The following is a 17,512-nucleotide window of genomic DNA, read 5'->3' as shown; positions in this document are numbered from 1 at the left end:
GGCAACAATCGTTCTAGCTTGGATAAAGCCTGCTTCATGGCTGATACAGGTAGGGCAATGACGATTTCTCGACGATGGTTCATGGCAGGTCTGGCACTGACCGGCGCCGCCGTGCCTGCGGCTTTTTATGGGCATCGCGAATGGACGAAACCGGACCCGACGATCACCCCCGGTGAAGCTTCATTCGATGTGGCGGATAGCGCGGGCCTGCAGTTGGCGAACGCATTGCGCGGTGTCTGGCAGATTCGTTTCGAAGGACGTGACGCCGGCATCGAAGGCCTGCCACGGGACGGGCTGGAAGTGTTTCTCGATGTTGGCCACAAAGGGCGCGGCTTGGTCGGGTTTCTCGACACCGCCCAGCGCTTGCGTTCGGATGAGGAGCCGCGCTATCGAGTGCTGGGCGATCTGGCGCCAGCCAGGCCGGCGGAACTGAGCTGGCGGCTGATCAGTGCCAACGCCGCCAGTGGCACGCCGGATTACGAATTTCGCATGGTGCTGGACGAAGTCTGGGCCGGATTCGGCAATGCGGGTAGCGGCACGCTCAGTGGTTGGGTGTTGAACCTTGATCGCCCACTGATGATGACCGCGCAGGACAATCGTTTTATCGCGCTCAAGCGGGTTTTTCCCGAGGCTCGCGAGCGAGCCGGTCTCAACGCGCCGCTACTGGCCTGGCTGGTGTCCGCCGAACATCGGCTGTTTCACCAGCTCTGGCACGCCTCGCGCGACAAATGGCACACGCTGTCCGAAGACAAGCGCAACGCTTTGCGAGGCATTGGCTGGCAGCCGGGGCCGCGGGATAAAGAGCGTGATGCCCGTGGCGCGCGCAAGGATCGCAACGGCTCGGGTGTGGACTTCTTCTTCATGCACCGGCACATGCTGGGCACGGCGCGTTCGATGCAGGACTTGCCGTCGTGGCAGCACTTTCCATTACCACGGCCGGAACTGGCCCGCGATCGCATCGGTTTCGCCAATGACTGCGATAACCACGACGGCACTGCGCTGCCACCGACCTGGCTGGCCGACGACGATGCCGAGTACTCGCAATGGGTGAGCGACATCAAGACGGCCGAGACTTACCACAGTAACTTTCAGGTCTGGGAGTCGCGCTACCGTGATCCGCGTTATCTGTCGAAGCTCACCCTGGGGCAGTTCGGTTCAGAGGTTGAATTAGGGCTGCACGACTGGCTGCACATGCGCTGGGCCTCGGTGCCCCGTGATCCGTCCAATGGCCAGCCGGTGCCGTTTGCGCGGGATCCGGCAGACTTCTCCGCGCGCTGGTATGCGCCGGAAAACGATTTTCTCGGCGACCCGTTTTCGTCCCATGTGAACCCCGTGTTCTGGCATTTCCATGGCTGGATCGATGATCGTGTGGAAGACTGGTTCCGCGCGCATGAGCGCTTTCATCCGGGGGAGGTCAGCCGGCTTGAGGTGAATGGCGTGGCCTGGTTTGCGCCGGGACGTTGGGTCGAAATCGACGACCCGTGGCTGGGGCCGGGCACCCATGGTTGCAGCACGACGCCGGGGTTGCAAACCGGCAAGTCGGTTGAGATGGACCCGGAAACCATGAAGCTGGCGTTGCGGATCACCTTTGGGGAAGACGAGAAAAAACTGGCGGATTTGTTCAGAAAAGTGCCGCAACGGCCTTGGTATGCGCGGCATTTGAAGGCCAGGCCGATTACTACTTAAGCAGGTGATACCGCGTTATCGTTCAATCGCGGGCAAGCCCGCTCCCACAGGGATTTATGTGTGCCGCCTATTTTGGGCATGACGTATCACCTTGTGGGAGCCGGGCTTGCCCTAATGCCAGTCAGTTAAGGAATTGACTTGCCCGCCCAGCAGTAATAGAAACGGGTTTATGTTTTTATGAGTCCGCTTCATGTCCCTGCAAAACGCCCTTCAAGAAGTTACCAAACTCAATCCGATCTCTTTCGAACGCTTCGCGCAATTGATCGATCCCCTGTGGATCGAGCAAGCGCTGGCTTCGACCGGAACTGTTTCCCTGCGCCGCAGACGCCTGCCGGCCGAGCGCATTGTCTGGTTGGTGGTGGGGTTGGCCTTGTTCAAGAACGAGCCGATTTGGCTCATCGTGCAGCAGCTGGGACTGGCTTTGGGCGAAGCAAAGGTGCCTGTGCCTAGCGCCGCAGTCCAGGCCCGGCAACGGCTTGGATCAGAGCCTCTGGCGGCACTGTTTAAGCAATTGGCAGAGTCATGGGGCGGTGCTGAGCAGCCAGCTTCGGCTGGCTTTTTAGGGTTACGCAGCTTTGCGGTAGACGGCGTGGTGTGGTCTACCCCCGACACACCGGAAAACCGCCAAGCCTTCGGTGGCGGGCGGACTCACTCGGGAGACGGAGCCTGGCCACAAGTGCGCGGTGTTTGCCTGATGGATACCTATAGTCACTTGATTCGGGACGCCTGTTTTGGCGAGTTTTCGGTCGGCGAACTTCGCCATGCCAAAGGTCTTGAGAAATCGGTAAGCGATCACTCGGTGACGATTTTTGACCGTGCCTACTACTCGGCAGCGCTCTTGCTTGACTGGCAGCAAAGCGGAACCGAACGGCACTGGCTCATGCGGGCACGCAAACCGCTTAAATACGAGGTGATCAAAGAGTTGGGCGCCGGTGATTGGCTTGTGCGACTGACTGTTTCCAGAGATGCACTCAAGCAACGTCCCGACCTTCCTAGCCATTGGCAGGCACGACTGATTGAGTACTCGATAGACGACAAACCCCGCCGCTATCTCACCTCGTTGATCGATGCCGAACGTTACCCTGCCCATCAGGTGGCAGGGCACTACAACGAACGCTGGGAAATCGAATTGGGTTACCGCGAGATCAAGCAAAACCTGCTCAAAGGAGAGCAATTGCGCAGTAAACAGCCTGATCTGGTGCGCCAAGAACTGTGGGGAGCTCTGCTGGCCTACAACCTGATCCGCCAGGAGATGCGCTTGATGGCTGAAGAAATAAAGGTGGTACCACAACGTTTGAGCTTTCTCTGGTTGGCTCAAGCGGTCAGCAACGCGCTGCGTTTCTGCCCGCTTGAAACGCCAGGTACGATCCCTAAACGACTGGCAGAGCTGAGAGTCCAGGCTCAACACTTCATGCTACCTGCCAGACGACAGCGAAGTTACCCAAGGGTGGTCAAGCCTAGACCAGTCAAATATCCCAAAAAGAAGGCTGGAGGGCTTAACTGACTGGCATTAGGGCTTGCCCGCGATGGCGGCCGGACAGGCACCGCAAATCACTGAACCTGCCACCCACCACCCAACGCCTTGTACAACGCAATACTTGCCTGCAGCCGCGACAACCGCAGCTGCACATTCAAATCCTGCGCCGCATACAACGTGCGCTGGGTCTCGAGCACTATGAGCAAATCCTCGGCGCCGGCCTGGTAACGACTTTGCGCAATATTGAAGGCGGTCTGCGTCTGGCTCAGCTCCTCGCTTTGCCATTGGCGCTGTGTATCCAGTCCGCGGATGTTGTTGAGAGCTTTCTCCACGTCGGCAAAGCCGTTGATGATTGCGCCACGGTAGATTTCCAGCAGTTCTTGCTGGCGGGCCGTGGCCTTGTCGCGTTCGGCACCAAGACGGCCGTTGTTGAAAACAGGCCCGACCACTCCGGCGGTGAGGTTGTAAAACGGACTGCGCAGCACGTCGCTGAAGGTGTCGGCGCCAGAACCGATCTGGGCGCTCAACGTCAGTGTTGGCAGCATTTTCGCCCGGGCCACGCTCACGTCGGCCCTGGCGGCAGCCAGCTGCGCTTCAGCTCGAGCAATGTCCGGCCGCCGGTTCAACAGGTCGCTCGGCACGCCTGCACCGATGACTGGCCACCTGAGCTGAGCGAAGCGCTGATCGTCGAGCTGTAATGCCTGAACGGGGCGGCCGAGGAGGGCCGCAAGGGTTATCCGCGCTTCCTCGGCTTGTTGCTGGACCAGCGGCAATTGTCGTTGCTGCGCCGCCACCAGACTGTTTTGCTGGGCCAGCTCCAGTGCGGTGGCAGAACCCGCATCGAAGCGCATCTGAACCAGCCTCAACACCTTTTGTGCGTTCGCCAGATTGAGCTGGGCGATACGTTGCCGTTCCTGCAGCGACAGGGCCTGCGCATAGGTGTTGGCGACAGCGCTGAGCAGCGTCAACTCGACCGTGTCGCGATCGAACTCACTGGCCTGCAAGCTCGATTGTGCACTGTTGCGCGCAGCACGCTGACCGCCCCAGAAGTCGATTTCATAACTGGCGCTAAAGTTGGCATCGAAGTAATCCACGGAGGTGTCGCTGCTGTCAGCGTCCAGTTGGCTGTAGCCGTTGCCGCGCATCAGCTTCTGGCGATTGGCGTTGACCGCTGACTTCACTTCCGGCAGCAGCGAACCACCGGCAATCACGGTCGCCGCCCGGGCTTGACGAACTCGCGTCAGTGCCGCCGCCAGGTCGTAGCTGCCAACACGCGCCTGATCAATCAGTTGATCGAGCTGCGGGCTGCCAAACTGCGTCCACCATCGGGTGTTGCTCGACACGGCGTTTTCATCGTACGTCGACTGCCAGTTGGGTGGCGGCTGCAGGCCGCTGTCCAAACGCGGGTCAGGGCTGGCGCACGCGCCGAGCAAAAGGCAGAGGGTCAGCAAACTCGGTTGCGGCTTCATCGAAGGATCATTCACTGGTAAGGGCCGTGACCGGGTCGAGCCGGGCAGCTTTGCGGGCGGGCATGAAGCCGAAGACAACACCGGTGACCAGGGCGCAGCCGAAGGCGCCGAGCACCGCTATCAAGGAAAACGCAACCGCCACTTCACTGAGAATCAGCACGCCGCCGACGATCAGTGCCAGGGCAATCCCGGCGAGACCGCCAACCACCGACAGCATCAGCGCTTCGGTGAGGAACTGGCGCAAGATGTCGCGCTGGCGGGCGCCGGTGGCCATACGGATGCCGATCTCGCGGGTGCGTTCGCGTACCGTCATCAGCATGATGTTCATCACGCCGATGCCGCCCACCAGGAGCGATATCGCGGCAATCGAACCGAGCATCAGCGACAGGGTATTTTGCGTGCGGGCTTGGGCCTGGATCATCGCCGCGTTGTTGGTTAGCTCGAAATCCTTCTTGCCGTTGTGCAGGCGCAACATCAACTGCTCAATGGCGCTTTCCGTCTCTTTGACATTGCGCGCATCAGCCGCGGCAATAGCCACGTATTCGGGGTCGTGAGTGCCGAACAGCCGCACACTGGCGGCCGAATACGGAATGGCGATGCGGTCGTCGCTGTCACTGTCGCCGGAACTGGCGCCTTTCTCCGCCAGCACGCCGACCACCTGGAACGGCACGTTTTCGATCAGGATGTACTGGCCGATCGGGTTGGCCACGTTCTTGAGCAATTTTGTCCGCACCTTGTGGCCGATCACCGCGACCGCCGCTGCGTTGCGTTCATCGTCCTGGGTGAAATAACGGCCTTGCACCACCGGCCAGTTGAAGATCGCCGGGAAGTGGGTGTCGTTGCCGCCAACGTAGCTCACATGGTCGAGGTTGCCAAAACGCACCCCGGCTTCCTGGCCGTTGACCGGCATGATGCGCGTCACCTGGGGCAGGCTGCCCACCGCGGCGACGTCATCGAGGGTGATGATGCCCAAGGGTGTTCTGGGGTTCGGGGCCCAGCCGCTGAGGTAAATGATGTTGGAGCCGAACGCACCCATTTGCGCCATCACCTGACGCTTGCTGCCTTCACCGACCGCCAGCATCACCACCACCGATGCGACGCCGATGATGATCCCGAGCAGCGTCAGCGCAGTGCGAAACCTGTTGATCCACATCACCCGCCAGGCCGCGTGCACGGCGTCCAACAATTCGCCTTTCCACGCGCCGGTGGCTTCGGCGCCCTCGGTCAGGCGTTTGCGCAAGTCGACGGCTTGCAGGGCGCCGGCGTTGGTGCTGGTTTGCACCTCGGGTTTGTCGTGCACGTTGTCGCTGATGATCAGCCCATCGCGGATTTCGATAATGCGTTTGGCGCGCGCCGCGACCTGGCGGTCGTGGGTGATGAGGATCACCACGTGACCCTGGCTCGCCAGTTCGTCCAGCAGCTTCATGACCTCGGCGCCGCTGTGGCTGTCGAGGGCGCCAGTCGGTTCGTCGGCGAGAATGATGTGCCCGCCGTTCATCAAGGCGCGGGCGATGGACACGCGTTGCTGCTGGCCGCCGGAAAGTTGATGCGGACGGTTTCCGGTGCGCGAGGCCAGGCCGAGTCGGTCGAGCAGGGCGGCGGCGCGGGCATGGCGTTCGGCAGCCGGCAAGCCTGCGTAGATCGCCGGCATCTCGACGTTTTCCTGGGCCGAGCCGGACGCAATCAGGTGGTAGCCCTGGAACACAAAACCGAAGGCTTCGCGACGCAGCCACGCCAGTTCATCGCTGTCGAGTGCGGCGACGTTTTCCCCGGCAAAACGGTATACGCCCGAGGTGGGGCGATCGAGGCAGCCGAGGATGTTCATCAAAGTCGATTTGCCGGAACCGGAGGCGCCCACAATCGCAACGAATTCCCCGGCATGGATCGACAGGTCGATGCCGCGCAAGACGTGGACCTGCGGTGAATCACCACCGCCGTAGGATTTGCAGATGTCTTGCAGGGCGATCAGGGGCGTCTGCATTCAGCCGCCACTCCCGTTCGCCGGGCCGATCAACAGATGGTCGCCCTCTTCGAGCCCCTCGAGAATCTGCACGTTCAAGCGATCGCTGATGCCGGTGCGCACTGTCCGTGGCTGCACCTCACCGTTGCTGGCGACGACCTGTGCAATCTGGCTGTCGGATTGCGTGTCACTGTGCAGCGCAGCAATCGGTGCGGTGAGGACATCCTTTGCCTGATCGGCTACGAAGAACACCTGAGTGGTCATGTCCGCCATCAGCGCGTTGTCAGCGTTGTCGACATCCAGCAACACGGTGTACAGCACCACGCGAGCGCTGCCGCTTTTACCCGAACTCGCCGGACTGCCGCCGCCCTGGCTGGTTTGGTCCAGTGGTTTGGGCGGCACTGGCAGAATCTGCCGCACGGTGCTGTTCCAGCGTCGATTGCCGCCGCTGAGGGTGGTGAACCAGGCCATCATGCCGGGTTTGACGTGACCGATATCAGCTTCCGAGACTTCGGCCCACACCGTCATCGGCGATAACCTGGCGATGCGCAGAATCAGCGGCGTTTGCTGTTGCGCATTGAGGGTCTGCCCTTCGCGGGCATCGAGGGCCACCACCGTGCCGCTCATCGGCGCGTAAATGCGCGTGTAGCCAAGCTCGGCCTGATCGCTGCGCAGGCTGGCCTGAGCCTGGCGGATCTGCGCCTGGAACATGTCGATGCGGGCCTGGGTCGCACGCAGTTCTGCGTGGGCGCTTTGCACGTCTTGTTCGCGCGTGGCTCCGCCGGCCTTGAGGTTCTGCTGGCGCTGGAACTTTTGCCGCGCCAGTTCGTTTTTCGCCCGTTGCTCATCGAGCTGCGCTTTGAGGTTTTCGACCGAGAAACGCCCGGCGTCGAGCTTGGCCTGTTGCGTGGACGGATCGATTTCCACCAGCAACTGGCCTTCGTTGATCACATCACCGACTTCCACATGGATTTTCTGGATTTGCCCGGATGCCTGCGCGCCCACGTCCACGTAGCGTCGGGGTTGCAGGGTGCCGAGGGCCGTGACGCTGCTTTCGATGTTGCCGCGTGCGACTTGCACCGTGGTGAATTGATCGCGACCCGGCGGCAGGACCTGCCAGGCGGCCACGGCAATCAGGGGAATCAGACACAGGGCTACAAGCAAGGCGCGTCGGGTATGTCGGGGACGTTTCATGCAGGGTTCCGGCCAATGGAGTTCGGCCCGTCACTCGAGTGGTACCTGAAAGTACCGATGGTCGAACGCTGCCGGAGGGCCGACAGAAACGGGGGCTGTCCTGTAAACGTTGGAATCGCGAAGGAATTTAGGCCCAGACACAAGGTTTTACAGGTCAGAAGGGGGGCCGGTTTGTCTGCCAGATCGAATCAGCGCTTTAAATCTATATGAGAATTACTATAAATTACCCACTCGAAATTGCCACTATCCTGCCATCGTCCATTTTGACGGTCTCGGGTCTGGCTCAAGGACAGAAACCGCACCCTGTGTGGCCGGGAGTCATGTTGGAAAACTACTACCGCGAGCTGGTGTGTTTCCTCTACACCAAGCTAGGCAACCGTCAGGTTGCTGAAGATGTGGTGCATGACGCCTATCTGCGAATCCTGGAGCGCTCCAGCGAAACGCCGATCGAGCAGCCGCGGGCCTTCCTTTATCGCACCGCGCTCAATCTGGTGATCGACGACCATCGGCGCAATGCCCTGCGCCAGGTCGAATCGCTGGAGGTGCTCGACAACGAAGAGCGCTACTTCACCCCGTCGCCGCATCATAGCCTTGATCACGGCCAGCGCCTGGAGATGCTTCAGCGTTCGTTGGCGGAATTGCCCCGGCTGTGCCGCGAAAGTTTTCTGTTGCGCAAGATCGATGGTTTGTCGCATCCGGAAATTGCAGAGAGGCTGGGGATTTCCCGAGCGTTGGTCGAGAAGCACATCGTCAATGCGATGAAGCATTGCCGGGTGCGGATGCGTCAGTGGGACGCGCATTGATCCCGTCTGCTTGTCGAAAGTAGTGTTAAATTTCATTTCATTGTCCTCGTTCCTATTCAACAGACGACTTGCAGTCCGGCTCACGCTGCTCAGGTCACTTAGGCTTACGCCCCACTGTTAAGGGGTTCATCCAGAGGACACTGGAAATGACACAGGCAATTGCATCGCCCATCGTTCACGACCTGATCGGCGTCGGTTTCGGACCTTCGAACCTGGCGTTGGCCATCGCTCTGCAAGAACGCGGGCCGAGCCAGGGCAAGCTGGATGTGCTGTTTCTCGACAAGCAGGCGGACTACCGCTGGCACGGCAACACACTGGTGTCTCAGAGTGAGTTGCAGATTTCCTTTCTCAAGGACCTGGTCACCCTGCGCAATCCGACCAGTCCTTACTCGTTCGTCAATTACCTCAAACATCACGGTCGTCTGGTCGATTTCATCAACCTGGGCACTTTTTATCCCTGCCGCATGGAGTACAACGACTACCTGCGCTGGGTTGCCGGGCAGTTTGCCGAGCAGAGCCGCTACGGCGAAGAAGTGCTGACGATTGAGCCAGTGCAGCATAACCAGCAGGTCGAAGCGCTGCGGGTGATTTCCCGCGATACCGACGGCCAGCAGCAGGTACGCATTACCCGTTCAGTGGTGGTCAGCGCCGGTGGCACGCCGCGTATTCCCGAAGCATTCAAAGCGCTGAAGGACGACGCCCGGGTGTTCCACCATTCGCAGTACCTGGCGCAAATGGCCAGGCAGCCGTGCGTTAACAACAAACCGATGCGCATTGCGATCATCGGCGGCGGGCAGAGCGCAGCGGAAGCGTTCATCGATTTGAATGACAGCTTCCCTTCGGTGCGGGTCGACATGATCCTGCGCGGTTCGGCGCTGAAACCGGCGGATGACAGCCCGTTCGTCAATGAAGTGTTTTCGCCGGAATTTACCGACCTGGTGTTCCAGCAGGTCAGCAGCGAGCGCGAACGCTTGGTCAACGAATATCACAACACCAATTATTCGGTGGTGGACATCGACCTGATCGAGCGCATTTACGGGATCTTCTATCGGCAGAAAGTCTCGGGCATCGCTCGTCACGCGTTCCGCACCCTGACCACCCTGGAGAAGGCCACGTCAACCGAGCGAGGCATTGAGTTGTCGGTGCGGAACAACGCCACAGGCGAGCTGACAGTTGGCCATTACGACGCCGTGGTTCTGGCTACCGGTTATGAACGCCAAATGCATCGTCACCTGCTGGCGCCGATGCAGGAATATCTAGGCGATTTCGAAGTGGACCGCCATTACAAACTGATCACCGACGATCGCTGCAAGGCCGGCATTTACATGCAGGGCTTCTGTCAGGCGAGCCACGGTTTGAGTGATACCTTGTTGTCGATCCTGCCCATTCGCGCCGATGAAATCGCCGGCTCCCTGTATGCACATGGCAAGTCCCGTACACATAGCCGTTCGGTGATAGACGTGTTGCTCGCAGCCGCCAGCTGATCGCCTCCCGGACCGTTCCCACGCGCGTGGGAACGATCATCCATCACCTGATTCCCGCCCTGGCCTCCTACGAGGCCGCACCAAATAAGTCTCACGGAATTTCGGAATAGTCCTACATCAAGCTCCGAGCGTCTTCCGTAGGCTTTGCCCCCACGAATTCCATGTCCTCCGGGGGGCAGCTTGCCGACTAAAACTTTACGCATCCTCATTGCCGATGAGCAGCACTTTCATCGCATGCGCATAGAGCGACTGTTCAATCAGCTGGGTTATTTCTGCATTGCCCCCGTGCACGACCTCGACGAGCTGCTCACCTTGGTGGAATACGCCAGCGAGCCGTTTGACCTGGTGCTGATGAATGGGGCCATGACCCGCGCCTCAATCGATCCACTCGATTTTTTCATCGACAACCCCCAGGTCAACCATGCGTTTATATACGACAGTGATCGTGTGCGCCTGCCATCGATACCTGCCGGCGCTTGCCGCACAGTCCAGCTCAGCCCCGCGGCGCTGCCGGACTTGTGCACCGTCCGGCAACTGATGGCCGGCGTCGATCAGGTGTCACCGTTCGTCGGGAGCGTCGTTTCTATCGGGTAGATGCCGCTTGGCTTTCATGCGAAAGTCACGGCACAGCGCTACGTTTAATTCGGCTTCGCCGGGGTTGTCCAGCCCGATCGATGGCCCCAAGTACAGAGAGATTTCATGCAAGCGCTGATTGCAGACGATCATCCGGTGGTCCGCGCCGCCGTCGCCATGGTGTTGAAGGGGGAGGGGTTCCAACGCATCCTCGAAGCCTCCTCCGGCAGCGAAGTGTTGCCGATGATTCGTGAGCACAAACCCGATCTGGTGGTGCTCGATCTGGTCATGCCAACGCTCGATGGCCTCGATGTGCTGATGCGGATCCAGGCAAGCGGGGTGAAGTGCCGGGTGCTGGTATTCACCGCACAGGAGCCGCGCTTTTATCAGGACCGCTGCATGCGTGCCGGCGCGGAAGCGTACGTGTCCAAAACCAATGATCTGCAGCATTTGCACAAGGGCGTGCAGGCGGTGATGGCCGGTTACAGCTACTTCGTCAAAATGCCCTCCAGTTCGGTGTCGTTGAACAGCCTGCAGCGCAGCGAGGCGCAGATGATCGAGACACTCTCCGACCGTGAACTGTCGATTTTTCAGCATCTGGCCCAAGGCATGTCCAACAAGAAAATAGCCTCCCTGATGAACCTCAGCCATAAGACCATCAGCACCTACAAGACCCGTTTGATCGAAAAACTCAGCGTCGACTCTGCCGTACATCTGCGTGATTTCGCCAAACGCAATCACCTGATCTGAATGAAGGCTTCAGTGAAGTATCTTGCGGCACTTCTGTTCAGCACCTTGCTATGGGCAACAGGCATCTGCGCCGAGCCGCGCACGCTGACGCTGCTGGGTCGCTCCACTGTTGACGGGCCGGGTGTCAAGCTTGCGCAAGACGACGCTCGCTGGCTGCGTGAGAAGGGCCGGTTGGTGCTGGCGGTCTCTGCACCGGACTACCCGCCCTTCGATATCACTACAACGGGCAGAGATTACGAAGGCCTGACTGCGGATTATGCCGGTTTGCTCCAGCAATTATTGCAGGTGGAAATCGTCGTTCAGCGCTACGCAACGCGTGGTGAGGCGGTGCGGGCGCTCAAGCTGGGCACTGCGGATCTGCTGGGAACCGCCAACCGGTACGAAGTTGAGGACCCGCAACTGCGCATGTCCGCAGTCTATGCCGATGATCAACCGGTGCTGGTGACGCGAACCGATTTGCCGCACGCCCTGCAACCCGGCCTCGCCGGGCAACGGTTGGCCATGCTTTATCACTACCTGCCAGAACAACAGGTTCAGGCCTTTTACCCCAAGGCGCATGTTCAGCTCTTCCCCTCGACCCTGGAAGCGGTCGGGGCAGTGGCTTTTGGGCAGACCGACGTCTACCTGGGCGATGCGATCAGCACCCATCACCTGATTAGCAAAAACTACCTCAACAACGTGCAGATGGCTGATTTTTCGCACATCGAGCCGGGCGGTTTCGCGTTTGCAATGAACCGCACCAACGAACAATTGCAGCGCATCGTCAACCAGGCGCTGGCGTTGGTACCGACCAACGAGCGCCTCAATATCCTGCGTCGCTGGGGGGCGAACGGCGCTTCCATCGTGGCCACGCAGACGATGAATTTCAGCGTCGCCGAACAACAGTGGCTCGACCGCCATCCACGCTTGCGCGTGGCGATCAATCAGAACCTGATGCCGGTCTCTTTCCTTGACAGTGAAGGCAAGCTGCTCGGTATCGCCGCCGACGTGCTGGCAAAGGTCAGTCTGCGCACCGGTCTGCACTTCGACATACGGCCTACAAAATCAGTGGCGCAAATGCTCGAATGGATCAACACCGGGCAGGTCGATCTGGTGGCGGGGGTCAGCCCCAGCATCGAGCGGGAAACTCACCTGCGTTTCACCCGGCCGTTTCTGACCAGTCCCATCGTGCTGGTCACGCGCATCGGTCCCGGCAATCCGGCGACACTCGACGACATGGCCGGCAAGACGCTCGCCATTACCCAGGGCAACAGTGCCGGGGAATTCATTCGCCAGTATTTCCCGCAGATCAAACTGGTCGACGCGCCACTGACTGCGGAAGCGATGGCGATGGTCGCGTCCGGCGAGACAGATGGCGCCATCAACTCCCTGATCGGTGCGCGTTACATGATTTCCCGGCTCTACCGAGACAGGCTGCAGGTGACCAGCACGGTTGGCACCGATCCGGCCCGCGCCACGCTGGCGACCAGTCGCGATGCGGTCGAGCTGCATTCGATTCTCGACAAGGTGCTACTGAGCATCGCACCTGAAGAAATCGATGAACTCACGCTGTACTGGCGCAACGATCTGATGGTGGAACAAAGCTTCTGGCTGCGTAATCGCCAAGGCATTATTCAGGCGTTTGCCGCTGCCGGCCTATTGCTGGTGCTGGCGTTATCGTGGATCGTCTGGCAGCGTCGCCAGATTCGTCTGCGCCAGCAGCTGCTCAGCCAGCTGCAGGAAGCCAAGGATGTCGCCGATGATGCCAATCGCGCCAAGACCACGTTTCTGGCGACCATGAGCCATGAAATTCGCACACCCATGAGTGCGTTGCTGGGCATGCTCGAACTGGCATTGAAAAAGGCGGATGAGGGGCTCGTCGATCGCTCGGCGATTGAGGTGGCTTCGGATGCCGGGCAGCAATTGCTGGGGCTGATCGGAGACATTCTGGACATCGCCCGAATCGAGTCCGGGCGTCTGACGCTGGCCCCGGAGCGGGCCAACCTGCGTTCATTGACCGAGTCGGTGTGCCGGGTGTTTGAAGGTCTGGCGAGGCAGAAAAAACTCGACTGGCGCGTCGAACTCGATGAACGCAGCGATCAGGAAGTATGGGTTGACCCCACTCGATTCAAGCAAGTGCTCTCCAACCTGCTGAGCAACGCCATCAAGTTCACTCGCGAAGGCCAAGTGAGCCTGACACTGCAAATCGAACCCGGATTACCGGGGCATTTGCAGGTTCGAGTATGGATCGAAGACACCGGCATCGGCATCAGCGCCAGTGATCAGCAGCGGTTGTTCAGCTCGTTCGTGCAGGCCGGCAATAACCCGTACTCTGCCCGGCAGGGCTCTGGTCTGGGGCTGGTGATCAGTCGCACCTTGTGCGAGATGATGGGCGGCCGATTGCAGCTCTACAGCATTCTGGGGGGCGGCACGCGGATAGGACTCAGCCTCGATCTGCCGACCTTGCAGGCCTTGCCGGCGAGCGAGCCGACCGAGAAAGCAGCGGTGGCGACGCGCCCGTTGACGATTCTGGTGATCGACGATTACTCGGCCAATCGACTGTTGCTGACGCGGCAATTGAGCTATCTGGGCCACAGCGTAATGGACGCCGAGGATGGCCAGCAAGGGTTGGAAAAGTGGCGCAAGCATGAGTTCGATGTGCTCATTACCGATTGCAACATGCCGGTGCTCAGCGGTTATGAACTCGCCGCTGCCATCCGCGATGATGAACGTGCCCAAGGGTTGCCACCCACACTGATCCTGGGGTTCACCGCCAATGCACAACCCGGTGAAAAAACCCGCTGCCTGGAAGCGGGCATGGACGACTGTCTGTTCAAACCGATTCGCCTGGCGGACCTGAGCACCTGGCTGGCGGCACGCTTCGCAACGGTCGTGCCGGTCGAGGAAGCGGCACCGCCAGAAATCGATCTGAGCGGTCTGCAACGTTACGCCGGTACTGACCGTGAGCTGATCACGCAGTTGCTCGCAGATCTGGCCGAGACCAATCGCAGAGACCGGCAAGATCTGCTCAAGGCTCATGCCGGCGGTCATTCACATGAATTGAGCACCCTCGCTCACCGCATCAAGGGTGGTGCGTTGATGGTACGGGCGGATCATCTGGTCCAATGCTGCGAAGCACTGGAGCAAGCTTGCAGCGACGGCGATGCCGCGCTGATCGACGCCGCCGTCGACCAGTTGCAACAGGCCATGACCCGTCTGGATCAATACCTCGCACGGGACTGATGCGCCGGTACCGACGACCCGCAACAGGTTTAATCCCGACGAAGAGTGGATTGGCATCTGGACCCGCCGCCTGAGAATGACGGCCTGACCGCCAACGCAGCTTTCACGTACGCCGTGGGGTGCATGAAGCGGAGATTCCTCCCTTTGCCGCCACACAAAACCGGTGTCACGCGGGAGCAAAGCTTGCTCGCGAAGGCGGTGTCACATTCACCCAGCCTTAGACCTTCAACACCTTTCCACCAATCGCCACCGCCACCAGCAACAATGCCATCAACCCGAAGGCAAAACTCAAACTGCTGCCGTGGGCGATGAAGCCGATCACTGCCGGGCCTGCGAGAATGCCCGCATAACCCATCGTGGTGATGGCCGGCACCGCGATGCTTTCAGGCATGACCGTTTGTTTGCCCACCGCGGTGTACAACACCGGCACGATGTTGGAACAACCCGCACCGAGCAACGCGTAACCTGTCAGCGCCAGTTCCCAGGTTGGCGCAAACGTTGCCAGAAACAGACCCGCAGCCGCAGTCGATCCGCCAAACACGATCACTCGCGTGGCGCCCAGGCGGCGGACAATTCGGTCGCCGGTCAAACGGCCGACGGTCATGGTCAGCGCGAACGCGGCATAACCGAGCCCGGCGTATGCCGTCTCGATTCCGCGTTCCTGTGTCAAAAACACCGCACTCCAGTCAAGCGCCGCCCCTTCGGCGAGGAACACGATGAAACACATCCCGCCGATAAACAGCACGATGCCGTGCGGCACGGCAAAGGCAGGCCCCGAACTTTGGCTGCCATACGGCAGCATATGCGGCGCGGCTTTCAGCAACGCCAGCAGCAGCACGACAATCACCACCGCCATCGCTCCCAGAGGTGACAGGCCCAGACCGAGCAGAGCGCTGACACCCGCCGCACCGACAATTCCGCCGAGGCTGAACAGCCCGTGAAAGCCCGACATCATGTTTTTGCCGCTCGCCCGCTCGACGATCACCGCTTGCAGGTTTACCGTCGAGTCCACTGTGCCCAGGCCTGCACCGAACATGAACAACGTCGCGATGAGCGCCGGTATCGAAGTCACCGTCGCCAATAAAGGCAAAGCAGCACAGATCAACAAGGTGCCGCCGACCGCCACACGACGACAACCAAAGCGCGTCGCCAACAGCCCGGCCATCGGCATCGCCAGAATAGAGCCCACGCCGAGGCACAACAGCAGCAGCCCGAGCGTTCCTTCATCCAGCCCGGCGCGAGCCTTTGCGTACGGCACCAACGGCGCCCAGGCGGCAATCCCGACACCGGCAATAAAAAAAGCCACGCGCGTGGACATTTGCTCCAGGCGGCCGGGCACGAAGGTGGTCTGGGTATTGAGACTGGTCATATCAATCCTTGGCAAAAATCGTCGCGTCCCCAAGGGACAGTGACTGACCAATGTGGTTCGATCAGTGGGTCAGTCTGGCTGACATCCTTGCACAGCCCGTCACTGCTTCGCGACAGGTGCGCCGACTGGAGGGGCGCCAGCGCTTGGGGATGGGGATTTGGCTGAAACCACAGGTCAGCGCGTTCCGTGTGGGAGCGCGCCTGCTCGCGAAGGCGTCATCACAACCAACCCCGCCGGTGCGAAGTGGTTTCCTCGCCGGTGAAACTCAGCTCAGCCCGCTGAATTCCACCACCGGCATCTGCCGCTTCATCAGCACCTTCCCGCCGCGCACCGAATACAGCGGCAAGCCCTGACTGCGGATCACCTCGTAATCGCTGTCCGCCGACAGAATCAGCAGATTCGCCGGGCGCCCGCGCTCCAGTCCATAACGGTCGCCGAGGGCCATGGCCCTGGCGCTGTTGTCGGTGATCAGATCCAGCGCACTTTGCAGGTTGCGATAGCCGAGCATGTGGCAGATGTGCAGACCGGCCTCAAGCACTCGCAATATGTTGCCGTTGCCCAGCGGGTACCACGGGTCGACGATGGAATCCTGGCCAAAACACACGTTCATGCCGGCTTCCAGCAACTCATTCACCCGGGTAACGCCTCGGCGTTTCGGGAAATTGTCGAAGCGCCCTTGCAGGTGAATGCTTTCGGTCGGGCACGACACAAAACTGATTCCCGAATGACCGAGCAGGCGGAACAGCTTGGCGCAGTACGCATTGTCATAGGAGCCCATCGCGGTGGTGTGACTGGCCGTGACTCGGGAACCCATGTCGCGGCTACGGGCTTCTTCGGCCAGCACTTCCAGAAAGCGCGAATGCGGGTCATCGGTTTCATCACAATGCACGTCCACCAGGCAACCGGTGCGCTCGGCCAGGTCCATCAGGTATTTCACCGAACTCACGCCCTGATCGCGGGTGTACTCGAAATGCGGAATGCCGCCGACCACATCGGCGCCCATGCTGATGGCTTCTTCCATCAGCTCACGGCCGTTGCGGTAAGACTCAATGCCTTCCTGTGGAAACGCGACAATCTGCATGTCGATCAGGTGACGACTTTCCTCGCGCACTTCCAGCATCGCCTTGAGCGCAGTGAGTTGCGGGTCGGTAACGTCAACATGGGTGCGCACATGCTGGATGCCGTACGCGGCGAGATTCTGGAGGGTCTTCTTCGCGCGGGTTTTGGTGTCTTCCTCGGTGATGGTGACTTTGCGCTCGCCCCAGCACTCGATGCCTTCGAACAGCGTGCCGCTCATGTTCCAGCGCGGCTCGCCGGCGGTCAGTGTTGCGTCGAGGTGAATGTGCGGTTCGACAAACGGCGGCACCACCAGATTGCCGCCGGCGTCGAGATCGTCGGGGCCCAGGGTCGGCGCTTCGGTCTGGCGGGCGATGCTGCTGATCAGGCCGTTTTCCAGGTGCAGTTCATGCAGACCTTCCTGGTTGCGCAGGCGAGCGTTGATGATGTGCATCAGGCGAATCCTTTT

The 17,512-nt window shown here is 60.3% G+C and carries 12 protein-coding genes; 7 read left to right on the top strand and 5 right to left on the bottom strand.

What is annotated here, in order from left to right; translation table 11 throughout:
* Positions 1-57: 57 nt before the first annotated feature.
* Together pvdP and ACYZT1_RS17275 are read left to right on the top strand one after the other, a co-directional pair.
* A complete protein-coding gene (gene pvdP / locus ACYZT1_RS17280) occupies positions 58-1,686 on the top strand; it encodes a pyoverdine maturation tyrosinase PvdP (protein ID WP_462015894.1) in 1,629 nt (542 codons plus the stop codon).
* Between the two features lie 190 nt (positions 1,687-1,876).
* Positions 1,877-3,190, top strand: a complete 1,314-nt coding sequence (locus tag ACYZT1_RS17275; RefSeq protein ID WP_462015893.1) for an IS4 family transposase — start codon at positions 1,877-1,879, stop codon at positions 3,188-3,190.
* Between the two features lie 47 nt (positions 3,191-3,237).
* Here ACYZT1_RS17275 and ACYZT1_RS17270 read toward each other — a convergent pair whose 3' ends face one another.
* The 3 genes from ACYZT1_RS17270 to ACYZT1_RS17260 are packed head-to-tail and all read right to left on the bottom strand — an operon-like array spanning position 3,238 to position 7,786.
* Entirely contained in the window at positions 3,238-4,632 is a 1,395-nt protein-coding gene (locus tag ACYZT1_RS17270; protein ID WP_462015892.1) for an efflux transporter outer membrane subunit, read from the bottom strand.
* Positions 4,633-4,639: 7 nt separating this feature from the next.
* Positions 4,640-6,613: a MacB family efflux pump subunit gene (locus tag ACYZT1_RS17265; RefSeq protein ID WP_462015891.1), complete on the bottom strand. Its 1,974-nt coding sequence runs from the start codon at positions 6,611-6,613 to the stop codon at positions 4,640-4,642.
* A complete protein-coding gene (locus ACYZT1_RS17260) occupies positions 6,614-7,786 on the bottom strand; it encodes an efflux RND transporter periplasmic adaptor subunit (RefSeq protein WP_462015890.1) in 1,173 nt (390 codons plus the stop codon).
* 320 nt (positions 7,787-8,106) lie between these two features.
* Between ACYZT1_RS17260 and ACYZT1_RS17255 the strand changes: the two genes are divergently transcribed.
* The 5 genes from ACYZT1_RS17255 to ACYZT1_RS17235 all read left to right on the top strand — a co-directional run bounded on the left by ACYZT1_RS17255 (position 8,107) and on the right by ACYZT1_RS17235 (position 14,618).
* Entirely contained in the window at positions 8,107-8,589 is a 483-nt protein-coding gene (locus ACYZT1_RS17255) for a sigma-70 family RNA polymerase sigma factor (protein ID WP_462015889.1), read from the top strand.
* Positions 8,590-8,735: 146 nt separating this feature from the next.
* Positions 8,736-10,073 (top strand): lysine N(6)-hydroxylase/L-ornithine N(5)-oxygenase family protein, encoded by a 1,338-nt coding sequence (locus ACYZT1_RS17250; RefSeq protein WP_462015888.1) that lies wholly within the window; start codon positions 8,736-8,738, stop codon positions 10,071-10,073.
* A gap of 180 nt (positions 10,074-10,253) precedes the next feature.
* Complete coding sequence (locus ACYZT1_RS17245) at positions 10,254-10,667, top strand: response regulator (RefSeq protein ID WP_462015887.1); 414 nt, start codon at positions 10,254-10,256, stop codon at positions 10,665-10,667.
* A 105-nt stretch (positions 10,668-10,772) separates the two neighbouring features.
* Entirely contained in the window at positions 10,773-11,396 is a 624-nt protein-coding gene (locus ACYZT1_RS17240) for a response regulator (protein WP_462015886.1), read from the top strand.
* On the top strand, positions 11,397-14,618 hold the full coding sequence (locus ACYZT1_RS17235) for a transporter substrate-binding domain-containing protein (protein WP_462015885.1): 3,222 nt from the start codon (positions 11,397-11,399) through the stop codon (positions 14,616-14,618). It begins immediately after the preceding gene.
* Positions 14,619-14,835: 217 nt separating this feature from the next.
* Here the strand turns inward: ACYZT1_RS17235 and ACYZT1_RS17230 are convergent, their stop codons facing one another.
* Together ACYZT1_RS17230 and codA are read right to left on the bottom strand one after the other, a co-directional pair.
* The gene (locus ACYZT1_RS17230; protein ID WP_462015884.1) at positions 14,836-15,987 is read right to left on the bottom strand and encodes an MFS transporter; all 1,152 of its coding nucleotides are present in this window, start codon (positions 15,985-15,987) and stop codon (positions 14,836-14,838) included.
* A 265-nt stretch (positions 15,988-16,252) separates the two neighbouring features.
* Entirely contained in the window at positions 16,253-17,497 is a 1,245-nt protein-coding gene (gene codA / locus ACYZT1_RS17225; protein WP_462015883.1) for a cytosine deaminase, read from the bottom strand.
* Positions 17,498-17,512 lie beyond the last annotated feature (15 nt).

The sequence above is a fragment of the Pseudomonas sp. PB3P13 genome, assembly GCF_054897735.1.
Note: the sequence above shows the minus strand (reverse complement) of the source record. Positions and strands in the feature narration are given on the sequence as shown.